The sequence below is a fragment of the Streptomyces sp. NPDC031100 genome (assembly GCF_055570785.1).
The window spans coordinates 144,233-162,278 of sequence record NZ_JBVIGN010000006.1 but is presented as its reverse complement, the minus strand read 5'-3'; the positions used below and the strand labels follow the sequence as shown (position 1 = coordinate 162,278).

At 70.4% G+C, this 18,046-nt stretch carries 17 protein-coding genes; 2 read left to right on the top strand and 15 right to left on the bottom strand.

The genetic code is table 11. The features are described from left to right. Positions 1-19: 19 nt before the first annotated feature. From ACZ5DS_RS18910 to ACZ5DS_RS18855, 12 genes are all read right to left on the bottom strand, one after another. Positions 20-817 (bottom strand): enoyl-CoA hydratase/isomerase family protein, encoded by a 798-nt coding sequence (locus ACZ5DS_RS18910; RefSeq protein ID WP_468239664.1) that lies wholly within the window; start codon positions 815-817, stop codon positions 20-22. After that, positions 814-2,061 (bottom strand): cytochrome P450, encoded by a 1,248-nt coding sequence (locus ACZ5DS_RS18905; RefSeq protein WP_468239661.1) that lies wholly within the window; start codon positions 2,059-2,061, stop codon positions 814-816. Before ACZ5DS_RS18905 ends, ACZ5DS_RS18910 begins: the two co-directional genes overlap by 4 nt. A gap of 96 nt (positions 2,062-2,157) precedes the next feature. Next, positions 2,158-3,516: a cytochrome P450 family protein gene (locus ACZ5DS_RS18900; RefSeq protein WP_468239659.1), complete on the bottom strand. Its 1,359-nt coding sequence runs from the start codon at positions 3,514-3,516 to the stop codon at positions 2,158-2,160. A gap of 13 nt (positions 3,517-3,529) precedes the next feature. Continuing rightward, complete coding sequence (locus ACZ5DS_RS18895; protein WP_468239657.1) at positions 3,530-4,090, bottom strand: GTP-binding protein; 561 nt, start codon at positions 4,088-4,090, stop codon at positions 3,530-3,532. 3 nt (positions 4,091-4,093) lie between these two features. Next, the gene (locus tag ACZ5DS_RS18890; protein ID WP_468239654.1) at positions 4,094-4,477 is read right to left on the bottom strand and encodes a DUF742 domain-containing protein; all 384 of its coding nucleotides are present in this window, start codon (positions 4,475-4,477) and stop codon (positions 4,094-4,096) included. After that, positions 4,474-5,319, bottom strand: a complete 846-nt coding sequence (locus ACZ5DS_RS18885; protein ID WP_468239652.1) for a roadblock/LC7 domain-containing protein — start codon at positions 5,317-5,319, stop codon at positions 4,474-4,476. The genes ACZ5DS_RS18890 and ACZ5DS_RS18885 overlap by 4 nt, the downstream gene beginning before the upstream one ends. After that, complete coding sequence (locus ACZ5DS_RS18880; protein WP_468239649.1) at positions 5,316-6,497, bottom strand: ATP-binding protein; 1,182 nt, start codon at positions 6,495-6,497, stop codon at positions 5,316-5,318. Before ACZ5DS_RS18880 ends, ACZ5DS_RS18885 begins: the two co-directional genes overlap by 4 nt. A gap of 278 nt (positions 6,498-6,775) precedes the next feature. Further along, on the bottom strand, positions 6,776-7,624 hold the full coding sequence (locus ACZ5DS_RS18875) for a DMT family transporter (protein ID WP_468239647.1): 849 nt from the start codon (positions 7,622-7,624) through the stop codon (positions 6,776-6,778). A 135-nt stretch (positions 7,625-7,759) separates the two neighbouring features. Continuing rightward, positions 7,760-8,575, bottom strand: a complete 816-nt coding sequence (locus tag ACZ5DS_RS18870; protein ID WP_468239645.1) for an ABC transporter permease — start codon at positions 8,573-8,575, stop codon at positions 7,760-7,762. A gap of 12 nt (positions 8,576-8,587) precedes the next feature. Further along, positions 8,588-9,481, bottom strand: coding sequence for an ABC transporter permease (locus tag ACZ5DS_RS18865; protein ID WP_468239642.1), 894 nt, complete (start codon positions 9,479-9,481; stop codon positions 8,588-8,590). Positions 9,482-9,484: 3 nt separating this feature from the next. Then, positions 9,485-10,678, bottom strand: coding sequence for an ABC transporter substrate-binding protein (locus tag ACZ5DS_RS18860; protein WP_468239640.1), 1,194 nt, complete (start codon positions 10,676-10,678; stop codon positions 9,485-9,487). A 58-nt stretch (positions 10,679-10,736) separates the two neighbouring features. Beyond that, entirely contained in the window at positions 10,737-11,768 is a 1,032-nt protein-coding gene (locus tag ACZ5DS_RS18855; RefSeq protein WP_468239636.1) for an ABC transporter ATP-binding protein, read from the bottom strand. Positions 11,769-11,878: 110 nt separating this feature from the next. Here ACZ5DS_RS18855 and ACZ5DS_RS18850 point away from each other — a divergent pair, with 110 nt between their 5' ends. Then, the gene (locus ACZ5DS_RS18850) at positions 11,879-12,640 is read left to right on the top strand and encodes a FadR/GntR family transcriptional regulator (RefSeq protein WP_468239634.1); all 762 of its coding nucleotides are present in this window, start codon (positions 11,879-11,881) and stop codon (positions 12,638-12,640) included. A gap of 38 nt (positions 12,641-12,678) precedes the next feature. Beyond that, complete coding sequence (locus tag ACZ5DS_RS18845; RefSeq protein ID WP_468239632.1) at positions 12,679-13,461, top strand: cache domain-containing protein; 783 nt, start codon at positions 12,679-12,681, stop codon at positions 13,459-13,461. 25 nt (positions 13,462-13,486) lie between these two features. On the opposite strand, the gene ACZ5DS_RS18840 is transcribed toward ACZ5DS_RS18845, so the two are convergent. The 3 genes from ACZ5DS_RS18840 to ACZ5DS_RS18830 all read right to left on the bottom strand — a co-directional run bounded on the left by ACZ5DS_RS18840 (position 13,487) and on the right by ACZ5DS_RS18830 (position 17,926). Next, positions 13,487-14,095 (bottom strand): flavin reductase family protein, encoded by a 609-nt coding sequence (locus ACZ5DS_RS18840; RefSeq protein WP_468239630.1) that lies wholly within the window; start codon positions 14,093-14,095, stop codon positions 13,487-13,489. 174 nt (positions 14,096-14,269) lie between these two features. Continuing rightward, positions 14,270-15,748 (bottom strand): glutamate-cysteine ligase family protein, encoded by a 1,479-nt coding sequence (locus tag ACZ5DS_RS18835; RefSeq protein ID WP_468239627.1) that lies wholly within the window; start codon positions 15,746-15,748, stop codon positions 14,270-14,272. A gap of 111 nt (positions 15,749-15,859) precedes the next feature. Then, positions 15,860-17,926, bottom strand: coding sequence for a SpoIIE family protein phosphatase (locus tag ACZ5DS_RS18830; protein ID WP_468239625.1), 2,067 nt, complete (start codon positions 17,924-17,926; stop codon positions 15,860-15,862). Positions 17,927-18,046: the final 120 nt, after the last annotated feature.

Genomic DNA, 18,046 nt, shown 5'->3' with positions numbered 1-18,046 from the left:
TGACATCGGACTCATTCGTCTAGGAGTGCTCGGCCACGCGCCGGGGCCGGGACTGGGCGAGCTGGGCCGCCAGGAGGTGCGCGTCGAGCAGGGCGACGTCCGCGGTGCGGTTGGCCCGCGAGTAGCCCGCGAACATGCGCTTGGTGAGGGTGAGGGCCTCGGGTGAGCGTCGTACGAGCGGTCTGATCCACGCGTTGACGGCCGCGTCGAGTTCCTCGAGCGGGGCGACCTTGTGCAGGAGGCCGATCCGGTGTGCGGTGGCCGCGTCGAAGGTCTCACAGGTGAGCATGAGTTCACGGATCCGGGCGGCTCCGCCCTCGACGATCAGCCGGCCCATCGCCCCGCCCCATGCCGGAGGCAGACCGAGGCCGATCTCGGGCATGCGGAACCGGCAGCTGTCGGCGCCGGCGCGCAGGTCGCAGAAGGAGGCGAGGGCGAGGCCGGCGCCGACGACCTTGCCGTGGAGCCGGGCGATGGTGACGGCGTGTGTGTTCTCCAGGGCGTCGCACACGCGGTGGGCCTTGTCCGCGATCCGGCGCATGGCCGCTCCGGTCGGGTCTTCGGCCAGCGCCGCCTGGTACTCGTCGCGATCGGCGCCGAGACAGAAGTCCTCGCCGGCGGACGACAGGAGCAGCAGCCGGATGTCGGGGCGGTCGTGGAGGCTGTGGAGGAGGGCGGCGAGGTCGTCGAGGGCGGCGACGGTCAGCGTGCTGTCCTGTGCCGTGGGGGTGAGGCGGACCCGGAGGACCGGCCCGTCCTGTTCGACGTGCAGCGCCTTGCAGGGGAAGTGGGGGGAGGTCGTGAGCATGTCATTCATGAGAGGGCGACGTCCAGGTTCAGCAGGCGTCTGAAGGCCACACGGGGTGCCCAGGACGGCCTGCGTACGAGGGTGAGGCGGGGGAAGCGCCTGAGCAGCTGGTGGAGCAGGGTCTGGGCCTCCATGCGGGCCAGGGGCGCGCCGAGGCAGTAGTGGATGCCACCGCTGAAGGCGAGGTGCGCCGGTTTGCGGTGGAGGTTGAACAGCTCGGGGTCCTCGTGCTTGGCCGGGTCGCGGTTGGCCGCCCCGACCATCAGATGGACCATCTCGTCCTTGAGGACCTCGACGCCGCCCAGAACGGTGTCCCGGGAGGAGACGCGGCTGATCACATGGGTGGGCGGGTCGTAGCGCAACGATTCTTCGACGGCGGCGGGCACGAGGTCGGGATGGACCGTGAGCCAGTCCCACTGCCGGGGGTGCTCCAGCAGCAGGAGCGTCATCTGCGACAGCAGCGTGGCCGTGGTCTCCAGCGCTGCCAGCAGCACGAACAGCGCGAGGAAGTAGACCGCCTCGTCCGCCTTGTCGCGGTCGCTCTCCAGCTCGTCCCACACCGCGATCCACCGCGACACGGGGTCGTCGCCGGGACGGGCCCGACGAGCGCGGACCAGGTCCATGAAGTAGGTGCGCAGCTGGGCCGTGGCCGCGTCCGACTTCGCCAGCTGGCTGGCCGACGGCAGCAGCTCCTGGGTGAAGACCTGGTCATGGGTCAGCTCCCGCAGCCGGGGGAAGTCGGCGGCCGGCAGCCCGAGCCAGTGACCGATCGCGGCGACCGGCAACTCCTCGGCGACCAGGGCGTTGAAGTCCGCCTCGCCGTCGTGCAGCCGCTCGGCCAGCGTGTCGAGGAGCCTGCTCGTGATGCGGCCCACCGCCCCGCGCAGCTGCTCCATGGAGGCGCGGTCGAACATGCCCGCCGACCGGCGTACCACGGTGTGGTCCGGAGGGTTGAGCGCCGGCAGGGTCCTGCTCATCTCGCGCGAGGAGGGAGCCGTCCAGCGTGTGCCGTCTCCCTGCTGCTCCCGCCAGCGCGCATCGGGCTCCAGCCAGTCGCGGCTGCGCAGAACCTGGTCGCACAGGTCGAAGCCGGTGACGAGGTGCCCGCCCCAGGGGGCTGCGACGACTCCGCCCCTCGACCGCAGCTCCGCGTAGATCGGAAAGGGATTGGCCTGGCCCTTCGCGGTCCGTAAGCGCGCGAACAGCGAAACGGCAAATCGCCGGTCGACGGGCGGAGTTATCGCAATCTCCACGATGTCCCCTTCTGACTCTCACGTATCAGCCGCCATGCATACCCCCCCGTCGGCTGATACATACGAGATGACTATGCGGGTGGCGAGTTGCCTACGTCACTCTCCCCTCGTCCATGCGAGGAAGCGGCTGAACAGGCCGGGCTTGGGCTTCGGCGCGGCCGGCACCGGTGTCTGGGCCACATGGACCGGGGCACGGTGCGGGGCGGGCGCGGCCGCCTGTGGCTGCGAGGTCTGCACCGGCGCCATGGTGCGCGGCGTGAAGCGGACCGGCAGGGCCACCAGGGAGCGGCTCCAGGGAGCGGGCACCCAGCTCAAGTCCTTGAAGGGCACCCGGACTTCGATGTCGGGAAGCCGGTTGAGGAGGGACTCGACGGCGGTGACCGCGATCACGAAGGCCGGGTCCTTGGCGGGGCAGGCGTGCGGTCCCGCCCCGAAGGACAGATGGGCCTTGGCGCTGAGCTGCTCGCGGTGCTCCGCCAGCCGGGGATCGGTGTTGGCGGCCGCGAAGGAGATCACCACCGGGTCGTTCGCCCGCAGCAGCCGGCCCCCCAACTCCACGTCGTGGACGGGGTAGTGGGCCGCGTAGTTGGCGATCGGCGCATAGTTCCACAGGGCCTGGCCCACCGCGTCCTCGACCGGCAGGCCGGTCTGCCAGTCCTCGCCGAGGATCAGCGCGCTGCTGGTGCCGATCGTCGCCGACAGGGGTGCGGTGCCACCGGAGAGCAGTGTCACCAGCTGGTGCAGCACCTCCTCGTCGGTCAGCTGCGCGGAGTGCTCCATCAGACGGGTCGTCAGGTCGCTTCCGGGCCGGCGCCGCTTGAGCGCGATCAGCTCGCCGAGCGCTTCGGCCAGCACCTGGTCCGCGCCAGCGGTGCCGTCGAAGATGCCGCTGATCCCGACGATCACCCGGTCACCGATCTCCGGCGGGCATCCGAACAGGTCGCTGAAGACCAGCAGCGGCAGCGGCTGCGCGTACTCGGCCATCAGCTCGGCCTGTCCGAGCCGGTCGGAGCTGAACCGGCTGACCAGGTAGTCGGCGGACTGCTGGGTCTGCCGCACCAGCTGGATCTCGTTGACGGTGGCCAGACTGTCGGTGACCGCCTGGCGCAGGCGCGCGTGCGCCGCTCCGTCGCTGAACAGCGCGTTGGGCCGGTACCCCATCATCGGCAGCGCCGGGCTGTCCTCGGGCACCCGCCCCTCGTTCAGCGCCCGCCAGCGCCGCGAGTCCCTGAGGAACGAAGCGGGGTTCTGCAGGATGTACAGGGCGGCGTCGTAACTGGTGACCAGCTCGACCTCCACCCCGGGAGCGATGTCGACCGGCGCGCTCGGGCCGAGACTGCGCAGGTGTTCATAGGTGGCGTCGGGATCGGAGCCGAAGTGGGGGCCGTAGAGCGGGACGTTGCCGTGCGCAGGGCAGCCGGGCGGTGGCCCTTGTATGCCGGGACGCTGCGTCATGTGGGGGAGGCTCCTAGTCGAGAAGGGACAGTAGATGGTGGACGAGGGTGATGAGGGCCTGCGCCGACGACTGCTGGTCGCGCACGTCGCAGGCGACCACGGGCGTCCGGTCGGACAGGTTCAGCGCCTCGCGGATCTCCGCGAGCGGGTAGTCGGTCGTGCCGTCGAAGTGGTTGACGCCGATGGCGTACGTCAGGCCGAACCGCTCGACCAGGTCGAGGACGGCGAAAGACTCCGACAGCCGCTCGGGGTCGACGAGGACGAGTGCCCCCAGCGCCCCCCGGGACAGCTCCTCCCACATCTCCTTGAAGCGCTCCTGACCGGGCGTGCCGAAGAGGTACAGCACCACCTCGTCGCTGATGGTCAGGCGGCCGAAGTCCATGGCGACCGTCGTGGTGGTCTTGTGCGGAGTCCCCGACAGGTCGTCAAAACCCACGCTGGCTTCGGTGATCTCCTCTTCGGTCTGCAGCGGCTCGATCTCGGAGATGCTGCCGATGCACGTGGTCTTCCCGACCCCGAAGTGCCCCACCACGAGGATCTTCACCGCCGTGAGGACACCTGAATCCAGGTACACGAATCACGCTCCGAATCGGGCTTTGAGGCCGTCGAGTACGGCGTTGAGCACTTCTCGGTCGACACGTTCGGCGCGGGGCACGGGCTTCCGCGCGATGATGAGACCGCTCTCCTCCATCTGCGCCAGGAGAATCCGCACGACCCCCAGCGGCAGATGCGTGTGGGCGGCCACTTCGGCTACGGAGAGAAAGCCGTCCGTGACCAGCTCCAGAACCTGCCGCGCCTCCGGGGAAAGCGTGCGAGCCGAAGCCGGGACACCCTCTTGAGCGGAGACCAGGGTCGTGCGCTCGTAGGCATTGTCCGGGGGCAGCGCACGCCCGTTCGTGATCACGAAGAGCGGGACTAATGCGGAGGTCAGCTCCAGTTCCTGATCCGGCTCGTCATTCACGTACGGCTCGCCTCCCCGCGTGGTGCCATATATGCGCTCAGCCGGGGCACCACCTGATGCAGCCGGGTGGTGAACTCCTCGATATCGGCATCGTGTTCGGCGGCCGCGGCCAGGAACGCCCCGCGGCCGGCCGAGATCAGGAAGATCCAGCCGTGCTGAAACTCGATCACCGTCTGCCGCCACTGCGCGTCCTGGCCCGCACCGGCGAACTGCGAGGTGGCCCTGCTGTAGGCGTGAATGCCCGTCATGGCCGCCGAGATGGTGTCCGCCAGATCCTGGCTCATGCCCGTGGTGGCACCCCGCGGCAGACCGTCGGAGCCCAACAGCACGGCGTGCCGGGCGCCTTGGACGTCTGCGACCACCGCGTCGAGGTCCGCGATCGGGATGCCCGGGCCGCCCGCCCCGTTCTGCTCCGCCCGGGCCCGGCCCGACTGCCCGTCGGCGGCGTCCGCGCTCACCCGCGGCGGCGAGGTGAGGTTGCTGCCGAGCCGGGCGACCAGCCGGTGCATACGGAAGGAGATCTGCTGCATGTCGACGTCGGGCGCCGCGGCCGCGGCCAGGTAGGCTCCCTGGCCGGCTCCGATCAGGAAGATCCAGCCGTGCGTGAACTCGATGATCGTCTGGTTCCACTGCCTGTCTCCCCCCGGCCCGGCGAAGTGGGAGGTCGCCCTGCTGAGCGACTGCATGCCGGCCATGGCGGCGGAGATCGTCCGCACGTCCTGCTGGGCCATGCCGTCGGTCGAGCCCCGGGGAAGGCCGTCCGCGGACAGCAGGACGGCGTGACGTGCCTTCGGCACGTTGTGCACGATGTCCTCGAGCATCCACGACAGGTCTGTGGTCATGCGTCATCGGACCCTTCGGACGGCGCCGAGGCGAGGTTGCGGCCCGAGACGGTGCCGCGCTGGAAGGCTCCGAGGCTGCGGCCCGCGGCGCGGCCGGCCTCCTGGGACGCGGCGGCGGGCGACGCCGTGGTGTCCCGGTCGGACACGCTGGCGATGGGCACCTGGCGGGCTCCCCGGCGCGGCAGGCCGTGTGCGGTACGGGCCACGGGCTCCGGCCGCCCGACGGTGCCGCGAATCCCGCTGACCTGGGAGTCCTCGGCCGGTGCCGCCTCCTCCTCGGTCCACAGCTCCTCCGGCAGCAACACGACGGCGCGCACGCCGCCGTAGCGGGAGACACCCGTCACGTCCACCCGGAATCCGTACTGCTGTGCCAGCAGGCCGATGACGGGGAAGCCGAACTTCGGCTGGTTTCCGAGGTGCGAAAGCCGGGGGCGGAAGTCGCCGGAGAGCAGCGCGGAGGCCTTCTGCCGGTCCTCGTCGTTCATACCGACACCGGCGTCGTCGATGACGATGCAGAGGTTCTTCTGCACCCGCTGGAAAGTGACCTCGATCGGCGAACCCTGCTGCGAAAAGCTGGCAGCGTTGTCGAGAAGTTCGGCGACGGCGAGCGCGACCGGAGAAACGGCGGACGCCTTCAATGCAAAACCGGTCTGCTGCATGATTTCGACGCGCCGGAAATTACGAATCTGGCCCTGGGCGCTGCGCACCACGTCATAAACGCTCGCGGGCTTATTGCGACGGCCCAGCGGAGCACCGCACATCACGGCAATGCCCTGGGCCTTGCGGGCCATCTGCGCATTCGCGTGACTTACTTCCAGCAGATCACCCAGAACGGAATGGCCGCCGTATTTGCGCTGGATTTCCTCGAGCAGCGTGAGCTGTTCCGCTGCAAGGCTCTGCAGAAAGCGTGCGGAACCCTTGAGAACGGCCTTGGTGCTCTCCTCCGCCGCCTCTTCGGCCTCTTGGATCGTCTTGTCGTGCTCGGCCCGGTGCTGGTGCAACTCGGCTCTTAAGGTGGCCAGTTGGCTGTCGGCCTCGGTCAGCCGCTGCGTGAGGGCGGCCTCTGCCTGCTGCTTCTTCACCGCTATGGCCTTGTTGCGGCGACGGAGCACCAGGGCTGCGGCCACGGCGATGGCCGTCACCGCAACCAGGCACCAGACGAGTGCGTCTCGATTCATGGAAACCTTTCCTATGTGTAGCCTGCAGTCGTCGGCGAACGGATCGGGGGAATCCGTGGCACGACCGCTTGGTACGACTCGGCCGCCGTCGTGTCGAGAACCGGCCCGATCTCAATACGGCGGCTGAGCGGAGTGGACCAAGGTTGCAGACGCGGGGATGCTATCACTGACTTAGGGAAACCTTCGCAACGCGGACCGTTAACAGTTCGTGTGGTCCACAGAAAGCATTGCGAGGTCTTTATTCGGCACCATGCCGGACCGATTACTCTTTGCCGGACTTAACGGACAGTCAAGTTTTGTACGGCCCGGCTGAGCGCCACCACGCCCACGACGATGAGCAGGGCCCCGCACACCTCCGCCGCCAGCCACCAGCCCGTGCGGATGCGCTCGTCGAACAGGGTCATGCCCAGGGCCAGGCTCACCATGGCGTCGCCGATGGTCAGCCCGGGCTGCGCCGCGGCCAGCGGACCGGCCTGCAGCGCGTTCTCCAGCAGCAGCACGGCGGCCATGCCCATGACCGCGAATCCGTACGTCTGCCAGGACCGAAGGAAGGCGAGGAAGCCGTGGGTTGCGAAAGTCCCGGTGGCCGACTTCAGCAGCGCGGCGGTCAGGGCGTTGCCCGTGGCGGAGGCGGCGGCCAGCAGCGCGGCACGGCGCACCGCCCCCTGCCCCCGGCCGGCCAGCAGGATCGCCGCGGTCATCCCCCCGAGGCACAGGCCGAGCGCCGGGACCCAGCGTACGAGCCGCGCCTGGTCGGTGGCTCCGTGCGGGGCGGCCGAGGCGAGCAGGACGGCCAGGCCCGTCACCACGCCGCCGACACCCCGCCAGCCAGAGCGGGGCAGCCGGCGGTGCATCAGCGGCCCGGCGACGAGCAGGGCGAAGGGAAGCTCCAGGATGAACAGCGGCTGCACCAGCGCCAGCGGCCCGTTGACCAGCGCCAGACTCTGGAACAGCGCGGCGCCGATCACACCGGCCATGCCGAGCAGCCAGGCCGGCCGGCGGATCAGTTCCGCCAGGATCCGCACCCCGCCGCGCCGGCTCGCGGCGGCCGCCTTGCGCTGGAACGCAGTGCCCACGGCGTTGCTCGCCGCTCCCGCGACGGCGAACGCCGCGGCCAGTTCGATCACGACCGTCTCCCGCCTGCGGGAACACCTCCCTGAGGAGTCTCGGGCACCCTCAGCCTACGAAAGCCCGCAGCGGGCCGCCGCCGAGGCCGGCCGGGCGGCCCGCACGCCCACGCGGCAGGGAACCGTGGCCGCCGGTCACACCCGGCTCGTCGTCGCCGTGTCCGCGGACAGCCGCTGGGCGACGTAGATGGGGATCACCGACAGCAGCACGAGGACGGCGGCCACGACGTTCACCACGGGCGCCTGCTGGGGCCGGGTCATGTTGCCGAAGATCCAGATGGGCAGGGTCTCGATGCCGGGCCCCGCGGTGAAGGTGGTGACGACGATCTCGTCGAAGGACAGGGCGAAGGCGAGCAGGGCGCCGGCCAGCAGCGCGGAGCGGACCAGCGGGAAGGTGACGTCCGCGAAGGCACGGAAGGTGCTCGCGCCCAGGTCCATCGCGGCCTCCTCGTACGAGGAGGCCGTACGGCGCAGCCGGGCCACGACGTTGTTGAAGACCACCACGATGCAGAAGGTGGCGTGGCCGATGATCACCGTGAACAGCCCGAGGCCCACGCCGAGCGGCGCCAGCACGGTGCCGAAGGCCGAGTTGAGGGCGATGCCCGTGACGATGCCGGGCAGCGCGATCGGCAGGACCACGACGAAGGACACCGTGTCGCGGCCGAAGAAGCGGTGCCGGGCCACCGCGAACGCGACGAGCGTGCCGAGAACGAGCGCGATGGCGGTGGCACCGAGACCCGCCTTCACCGACACCCACACAGCCGCGCGCGCACCGGAGTTGTCCAGGGCCACGGACCACCAGTGCAGGGTGAGCCCCGGCGGTGGCCAGCTCGCACTGCGGTCGGGATTCAGGGAGTTGACGAGGACGAGCAGGAGCGGGACGTAGATCACCGCGAAGCCGAGTGCGGCGCCTATGCGCAGGGCGGTGCGCGCGGTGCGGCTGAGATGCATGGCGCTCTCCTCCTACAGGCTGGTCAGGGCGCCCGTACGGCGGATCGCCAACAGGTACAGGACGATCACGACGACGGGGACGGTGCCGAGCGCGGCCGCCATGGGCAGGTTGAGTTCGATGTTGGAGTACACGACGTTGCCGATGAGCTGGGTCTTGCCGCCGACGATCTGCACGGTGATGTAGTCGCCGAGGCTCAGCGAGAAGGTGAACACGGAGCCGGCGGCCACGGACGGCAGCACCATGGGCAGCACCACCGAGCGGAAGGTGCGGCCGGCCCGCGCGCCGAGGTCGGCGGAGGCGTCGAGCAGGTTGGCCGGGAGCTGTTCGAGGGCCGTGTGGATCGGCAGGATCATGTACGGCAGCCACAGGTAGGTCAGCGTGAGCACGGTGGCGGGCAGCCCGAAGCCCGGGCCGCTCAGGCCGAAGGGCCTGAGCATCCAGTCGGCGAGGCCGCCCTCGGAGAGGATCAGCCGCCACGCGTACACCTTCACCAGATAGCTCGCCCACAGCGGGGTGAGGATCGCCACCACGAGCAGCGGGCGCCACCTCGGGCGGGCCACCCGCGCGGTGTAGAAGGCGACCGGGAAGGCGATCACGACGCACAGCACGGTCACCGCGAGCGCCACACCGACGCTGCGCAGGATCACCTGGCGGAAGACCGGGGTCGTGAACAGGGCGTGGAAGTTGTCCGTCGACCAGACCTTCACCACCTGGGAGGTGAAGGAGTTCGTCGTCCAGAACGCCGAGACGAACAGGACCGTCAGCGAGCCGAGATAGAGGACGGTCAGCCACAGCAGCGGGGCCGTGAGAAGCAGGGCCAGGCGGAGCCGGGGTCTGGTGTGCAGCGCTCCGGCGAGCCGCCAGACGGTGCCCCGTCCGGCGGCGGGCGTCACTTCACTCGTCACGGCTCAGCCCTTGATCTCGGTCCAGGCCTGCACCCACTTCGCATACGGCACGCACGTCACGTCCTTGCGGCCGTCGAGGCACTGCTCGATGGGCGTGTTCCAGAAGGCGATGTTCTTCCAGTAGCCCTCGTCGGCGGCGTGGTAGGTCGTGCAGAAGTTCTTGTCGCTGGTCTCCGCGCAGGCCTTGGAGTTGGCCGGGGCCTCGCCGAAGTACTCGGCGACCTGGGCGTTGACCTTGGGGGAGACGATCCAGTCGAGCCACTTGTAGGCGCAGTTGGGGTGCTTGGCCTTGGCGGAGACCATCCAGGTGTCGGACCAGCCGGTCGAGCCCTCCTTCGGGACGAACGCCTTGACCTCGGCGCCCTCACTGGAGGCCAGGTTGGCGATCACCTGCCAGGTGGTGCCGACCACCGAGTCCCCGCTCTTGAAGGCGGAGACCTCCTTCAGATAGTCGCTCCAGTACTCGCCGATGTTCGCGTTCTGCTTCTTCAGCAGCGCGACGGCGGCGTCGAACTGCTTCTGGTCGAGCGCGTACGGGTCCTTGATCTTCAACTCGGGCTTGGTCGCCTTGAGATACAGGGCAGCGTCCGCGATGTAGATCGGCGAGTCGTACGCGGTGACGTGACCCTTGTACTTCGAGGCGTCGTCGAAGACCGCCGACCAGGAGGTGGGCGCCGGGCTCACCTTCGCGGTGTTGTACATCAGCAGGTTGGCGCCCCGGCCGTGCGGAATGCCGTACATCTGCCCCTTCACCGAGTTCCAGGCGCCGTTCTTCAGGCCGCTGAAGACGTCCTTGTAGTTCGGGACCAGGCCGGTGTTGACGGGGGCCGCGTCACCGGAGGCGATCAGGCGCAGGGAGGCGTCCCCGGAGGCGGAGACGGCGTCGTACTCGCCGGTCTTCATCAGCTTGACCATCTCGTCCGAGCTGGCGGCGACCTTGGAGTTGACCTGGCAGCCGGTCTGCTTCTCGAATTCGCTGACCCAGTCGACCTTGGGGTCGTTGGAGCCGTCCTCGACATACCCGGCCCAGGCGATCAGGTTGACCTGTCCCTCCGTCGTGCCGAGCTTCGTCGGGGCCTTGAGGTCGGGCGGGTTGAGGCCGGTGGCGGAGGAGCCGTTGCCGGAGGAGCTGCAGGCGGCGGTGAGCAGCAGTGCGGCGGTGCCGGCCGCGGCCACGAGGGTTCGGGTGAGACGCACGACGTTCTCCATGGGTGAGGGAGCCTTGCGCGGAGCGGTGGGTTCGGGGGAGTTGGGGTCAGGAGGGGATGCGGACGGCGTGTCCGCGGTGCCACCGGAGGCGGACCCGGGCGCCGCGGTAGGCGTCGACGTCCTCGTGGGAGGTCTCCAGGTTCTGCTGGAGGGCGGTGAGGCGGCCGCCGCCGTCGAGGTCGACCATGAAGCGGGTGGCGTCGCCGACGTAGACGACCTCGGCGACCGTGCCGGTGACGGTCGCGTGCCCGGGCTCGTCCGCCTCGGCGGACTCCTTCAGGACGCGGATCTTCTCCGGGCGGATGTTGTACGTGCCGGGCGTGCCGACGATCCGGTGGGCCGCCTCGCCCTCGAGCAGGTTCGAGGTGCCCACGAAGGAGGCGACGAATGCGGTCGCCGGGCGTTCGTAGATCTCGGCCGGGGTGCCGACCTGGGCGATGCGGCCCTGGTCGAAGACGGCGATGCGGTCGCTCATCGTCAGGGCCTCCTCCTGGTCGTGGGTGACGAAGACGAAGGTGATCCCCACCTCCCGCTGGAGTTCCTTCAGTTCGACCTGCATCTGTTCGCGCAGCTTCAGGTCGAGGGCGCCGAGGGGTTCGTCGAGCAGCAGGACCCGGGGGCGGCCGACGAGGGCACGGGCGAGGGCGACGCGCTGACGCTGCCCGCCCGAGAGCTGGGCGGGGCGGCGCTGGCCGTAGCCCTCCAGGCGGACCTCGGCGAGGGCCTTGCGGGCCCGGACGAGACGCTCGGCCTTCGGTACCTTGCGGACCTTGAGCCCGTAGGCGACGTTCTGCTCGACCGTCATGTGCGGGAACAGGGCGTAGTCCTGGAAGACGGTGTGCACGTCCCGTTCGAACGGGGCCAGGCCGGTGACGTCCTGCCCGGCGAGTTCGATCCGGCCCGCTGTGGGCGTCTCGAACCCGGCGACGAGCCTGAGGACCGTGGTCTTCCCGGAACCGGACGGGCCGAGCATCGAGAAGAACTCCCCGTCCCGGATCTCCAGATCCACCCCGGCCACGGCGGTCGTCTCCCCGAACGACTTCCGCACGTCCTGCAGCCGGATCGCAATTCCCTCCATGCGGGAACCTTTCTGGCGCGCTCTGAGTTGACCGCAAACATATGAAGTCATAGTTCTAAGCTCAAGGTCCCCTTAAGGTAAAGCTTGAGTCAACGCACAAGGTGGTGGCCGTGAGGCAGCACGAGATCGACGGCGGCGCCCGGGGAACGGGCAGCGGCGCCCGCAGGGCCGTGTTCAGCCCGGTGGACAACCGGGCCCGCGTGGACACCGTGGTCCGCCGCATCGGCGACGCCATAGAGCTGGGTCTCCTCGCCGACGGCGAGCAGCTCCCCGGCGAGAGCGAACTGGCCGGACAGCTCGGCGTGTCGACGGTGACCCTGCGCGAGGCCCTCATGGCCCTGCGCCAGCAGGGCCTGGTCACCACCCGCAGGGGCCGCGGCGGCGGCAGCTTCGTCTCCCTGCCCGAGGTCCCCGCCGACGACCGGCTCAGGGCGCGGCTGCGCGGCTGGAGCACCGAGGAACTGCGCGACCTGGGCGACCACTGGGCCGCCCTGTCCGGCGCCGCCGCCCGCCTCGCCGCCCAGCGCACGGAACCCGAAGACCTCCACCCCCTGCGTCGTACGGCCGAGGAGCTGGGCCACGCGGAGGAGACGGCGGCGCGCAGCCGCCTGTACGGCCGCTTCCACGTGGAACTCGCGGCGGCCGCCCAGTCCGCCCGGCTCACCCGCGAGCAGGTCGCCCTCCAGAGCGAGGTGGGTGCGCTGCTGTGCCTGGTCCTCGGGAGCGACGAATATCGTGAAGAAGTCGCGGACCGTCACCGCTCCGTGATCTCGTCCGTGCAAGATGGGGCCCACGAATCGGCCGGCACGCTGGCCGAGCGGTGCGTCAGGGAGTCCACGGCGCGGCTCGTCGCCGTACGCCTCACCCTCTGAACGCGCCGCGTCCGGTTCCCGTCCCGCTGGAGGACACCATGGGCTGGAGCCCCGGGCAGGCCGCCTCGGCGGCCGCCACGCTGGACACGGACACCGAGGCGTGGGTGGCCTCCCAGGTGGGCGGCGCGCTGGAGACGGTGTTCGAGGCCGTCGCCGCCACCCGGGCCGACACGGCGGCCCTGCTCGCGAAGGTGGCCGCACAGGACCGGCGCCCCGCGAGCGCCGACCTTGCCGCGCTGCGCCCCGGACTGCACCACCGGCTGGCCCGCCAGGCACTGGTCTCCGGCGTCGGCTTCGTCGCGGCCCCCGGCCTGCTCACCGACGTCCCCGCCTGGCTGGAGTGGTGGCAGTCGGGTACCGACGGCGAGGTACGACCGCTGCTGCTCGACCTCGACCCCGGGCACTCGGCGTACTCGGACTACACGCACTGGGACTGGTTCGCCCTGCCCCGCGACACCGGGCGCCGCGCCGTGGCCGGACCGTACGTCGACTACCTCTGCTCCGACGAGTACAGCCTCACCCTGTCCGCACCGGTCGAGATCGAGGGGGGCTTCGCCGGGGTCGCTGCGGCCGATGTGTACCTACGGCACTTCGAGGCGGCCGTACTCCCTCTGCTGCGGCAACTGCCCCGGCCCGCCCGCCTGGTGAACGCCCGCGGCCGGGTCGCCGCCTCCGCCGACCCCGCCCACCTGGCCGGTTCCCTCACCAAGGGCCCCGACTTCGGCGCACTGCTCCTCGACGCCACGCCCGCCGAGCAGGCCGGCCTGCGCCTGGTGCCGTGCCGGGGGATCCCGCTCGTCCTCGTACTGGACCAGGCCTGAGCTACGGGGCCGTAAGCGCCGACCCTCAGCCGGCCGTCCGCTCCCGGTACCGTATGCGCGCCGCCTCGCGCACCTCGCCCACCGTGCTCCACTCGTCGCCGCCCAACCGGGCCAGGGGACGCAGCAGTCCGATGTCCGGCCGGCCGTCCACCAGGACGTCCTCGCTGACGGCAGCGTGCACGACCTGGCCGAACACCACCGTCGAGTTGCCGAGCCGCAGCGTCGAGTGCAGCGTGCATTCCAGGGCGACCGGGGAGGCGGCCACGCGCGGCGGCTTCACCCGCAGCGACGGCTCGCGCCGGATGCCGACCGCGTCGAACTCGCCCTCGTGCCGGGGAAAGTCGGTCGCCGTCGCGTTGATCTCCGCGAAGAGCTGCTCGGGAGCGAAGTTGACGACGAACTCGCCCGTCTCCTCGGCGTTGCGCAGCGAGTCCTTCCGTCCGACGGACGTGAACTGGACGATGGGCGGATGGGTGCAGGAGACGGTGAAGAAGGAGTGCGGGGCCAGGTTGGCCGTCGCGCCGTCCGCGGTGAGGGTCGAGACCCACGCGATCGGCCGGGGGACGACCACGGCGGTGAGCAGACTGTAGAACGACCTCGGGTCCAGGGACTGTGGTGAGTAGTCGACACGCATGGCAGCACGCTATGTCCATCCCGGGACCGTCGGCAGCACCGCCTCGGCCACGGGGAACAGGGTGGCGGGCGATGCCCACGACTTCACGGAGTACGTCCTCAGCCCCGCCGAGCGCCGGAGGAGCCTGACCGGTGATCGTCTCGGCCTGCATCCGCAAGGGGAGGGCAGGGCCCCTCAGTCGACGGGCCAGGTGTGGACCGGGGCGTTGAGATGCATGAAGTCGATGTACAACTGCGTCATCCGCCGCAGCGCCTCGTGGCGGCCGGCATGCGTGGTGGCGTCGATGCGGTGGAGCATCTCCTTCTGCCACACGGCCCCGTTGCGCGCGGTGACGCAGCGCTGCTCGATGATCCCGAGCAGCGGCTCCCGCCAGGCCTCGTCCAGGCCGGAGAGCGCCAGGCCACGGTGCGCCATGGGCAGCAGGCGCCGCAGGACCAGTTCGGGCACCGGCACCTCGCCCATGCCCGGCCAGTACAGCAGCGCCTCGATGCCGTCCCGGGCCGCCGTGTGGAGGTTCTCCTCGGCCGCCGCGAACGACATCCGCGACCACACCGGGCGGTCCTCCTCCACCAGGGCGCGGGTGAGCCCGTAGTAGAAGGCGCCGTTGGCGAGCGTGTCCGCGACGGTCGGGCCGGCGGGCAGCACCCGGTTCTCCACCCGGACGTGCGGACGGTCGTGCGCGACGGCGTAGACCGGCCGGTTCCAGCGGTAGATGGTGCCGTTGTGCAGGGTGAGTTCGGACAGTTCGGGGACGTCCCCGCGGTCCAGCGTCTCCGCGGGGTCCTGTTCGTCGCACAGCGGCAGCAGCGCCGGGAAGTAGCGCAGGTTCTCCTCGAAGAGGTCGAAGACGCTGTTGATCCACCGCTCGCCGAACCACACCCGCGGTCGCACCCCCTGGATCTTGATCTCCTCCGGGCGGGTGTCGGTCGCCTGCTCGAACAGCGGGATACGGGTCTCGTGCCACAGCTCCCTGCCGAACAGGAACGGCGAGTTGGCCGACAGCCCGACCTGGACCCCGGCGATGGCCTGCGCCGCGTTCCAGTAGTCGGCGAAGGTCTCCGGGGACACCTGGAGGTGGAACTGGGTGCTGGTGCACGCGGCCTCCGGCGTGATGGTGTCCGCGTAGGTCCGCAGCCGGTCGACGCCGTCCACCTCGATGCGCAGGTCCTCGCCCCGGGCCGCGAAGATCTGGTCGTTGATCAGCCGGTAGCGCGGGTTCTCCGACAGGGACGCCTCGCCGATGTCCTCCTGGCGCAGCGTGGGCAGGATGCCCACCATGACCAGGCGCGCGCCCACCGATCTCGCCCGCTCGTCCGCGTGGTTGAGCGCGGAGCGGATCTCGGACTCCCAGGAGTCCGGACCGCCCGTCGTCAGCCCGCGCGGCGGAACATTGATCTCCAGGTTGAACCGGCCCAGTTCGGTGGACCAGGAGGGGTCCGCGATCGCCTCCAGCACCTCGGTGTTGCGCATCGTCGGCTCGCCCCGGTCGTCGACCAGGTTCAGCTCGATCTCCAGTCCCACCTGAGGCCGTTCGGACTCGAACCGCGCATCGCGCAGCATCTGTGCGAAGGCGTCGAGGCACTCCTGCATCTTGATCCGGTACCGGCGGCGGTCCTCGCGGGTGAAGACGAGCGCCGGGACGTCCCGTCCCATCGGCCCTCCTGGGTTCCGCTCCTCGGACACCTCTCCACCCAGCGTCGCACCGCCGGGCGAACCGCACCAAGCGGATGGGCTCCCGAGCCCCCGGCTCCTGTGGGTTCGGCTCTACAGAGCCCGGGCGACGAGCAGCGCCACATCGTCGTGGTCGTCGGGATTGCGCAGGCCGTGCAGCAGGAGGTCGCAGGTCTCCTCGAGCGGCCGGCGCGGCTCGTCGAGGAAGCCGAGGAGGACGTCGAGGCGGTCGTCGATGGGATGCTGCCGGGTCTCCACGAGACCGTCGGTGTACAGGACCAGCAGGTCGCCGGGGACCAGTTCGGCCGTGGTGGTCTCGAACGCGATGCCGCCGACACCGAGCGGAGCCGCGGCGGGCAGGTCCAGGAACTCCGGCTGGTGGCCGGGCCGCGCGAGCGCGGGCGGCATGTGTCCCGCGTTGGCGATCGTGCACCGCCGGGTGTGGGGGTCGAAGACCATGTAGAGGCACGTGACGATGTAGTGCTCCAGATCGCAGGTGATCTTGTCGAGGTGCTGGAGCACCGCGCCCGGGGGGAGATCCAGGTCCGCATACGCACAGGTGGCCGTGCGCAGCCGGCCCATGGTGGCCGCCGCGTCGATGCCGTTGCCCATGACATCGCCCACCACCAGCGCGGTCTTGTCGTCGGTCAGCGGGATGACGTCGTACCAGTCGCCGCCGACCTCGCTGGTGGCCTGCGCCGGCTGGTAGCGGGAGGCGAGTTCCAGGCCCGTGTGGTGCGGCGAGTGGTCGGGCAGCAGGCTGCGCTGGAGGGTGAGGGCGGTGTTGCGCACGCTCTGGAACCAGCGGGCGTTGTCGATGGCCACGGCGGCACGGCTGGCCAGCTCGGCTGCCAGGACGACGTCGTCCTCGTCGAAGGGCAGCGGATTACGGGTGCGTTTGAGATCGAGCGCACCGAGCACCTCGCCGTGCGCGATCAGCGGCACGGCGAGATACGAGTGCACGCCCGCCTGCGCCAAGAGGGCACCGGCCTCCGCATCCCGGGCCATCTGCCGCAGATCCCGCGCCCCGACATGGCGCACCAGGACCGGCCGGCCGGTGTGGACGCACAGGGTGACCAGACGGTCACCGTCGTACGCGGCCACGTCGCCGGGCTCCTCGGCGGCGCGCAGCGCCACGGTCGGATGGGCCGCCTTGAGGGCGAGCGCGCGGAACAGCTCCGGGCCGTTGTCCGGCCGGCGGGCACGGCGCAGCGCCAGCGCCGCGTCGAGGACCTCCACGGCGACCACGTCCGCGAGCACGGGCGTACAGATGTCGGCCAGTTCGCGGGCGGTCTGTTCCACCTCCAGCGCGGTGCCCACGCGGGTCGAGGCGTCCGCGATGAGGGCGAGACGCCGCCGGGCCCGGTCGGCCTCGGCGGCCGCGTGGTGCCGCTCGGTGACGTCGACGACCGACGCGGCCGCGCCCAGGATCCGCCCGCCGGGATCCTCGAGCCGGTAGAAGGACAGCGACCAGGCGTGTTCGTGGTCGGGATCGGACGGGGGACGGCCCACGTGGTACTGGTCGAGCAGGGGGATGCCGGTGGTGAGCACCTGACGCAGCGCGGACTCGACGGTGTCGACGTCCGGGAAGGGCAGGGTCTCCCGCAGGTTCTTGCCCATGTGGTCCTCGGCGGGGATGCCGTCGATCCGCTCGAGCGCAGGGTTGACCAGGAGATACTGCAGATCGGGGTCCAGCAGCGCGAGCCCGATCGGGGACTGGTTGATGAGCTGCTCGCACAGGGCCAGGTCGGTCTCGACACGCTGGAGCAGTGTGTGGTCGGCCGCGATGCCCAGGGCGTACACGTCGCCGAGGTCGTCCAGCAGCCGCATGGTGCGGAACTCCGTCAGCCGGCTGCTGCCGTCCTTGTGCCGGACGGGGAAGGCGCCGGCCCACCCCCGGCCGGTCTCCAGCACCTCGGTGAACAGCGTCACCACGGCCTGCAGGTGTTCGGGCCGGATGAGCAGACGCGCCGCGTACTTGCCGAGGACGTCCTCCGCGGTGTAGCCGAACAGGTCCTCGGCCTGCGGGGTCCAGAAGACGATGCGCCCCCGGGTGTCCAGCGCCACCGCGGCCACGCTCAGAACGTCCAGCAGGCCGGTCGGCCGGGGCTGCTCGGGGCTGTGCTCGTCGTCGCCGGCGTGCAGGGATTCCACTGCCATGCAGATCCACCTCCACCGGCCGGTCACCCGTCCGTGCCGGTAGGCGGCAGGCCCGAGCGCTGGTGACCGGTATCTCCATGCTGCCCCCAGTACCGCTACTCCGCCTGCCCCGGCCCCGTG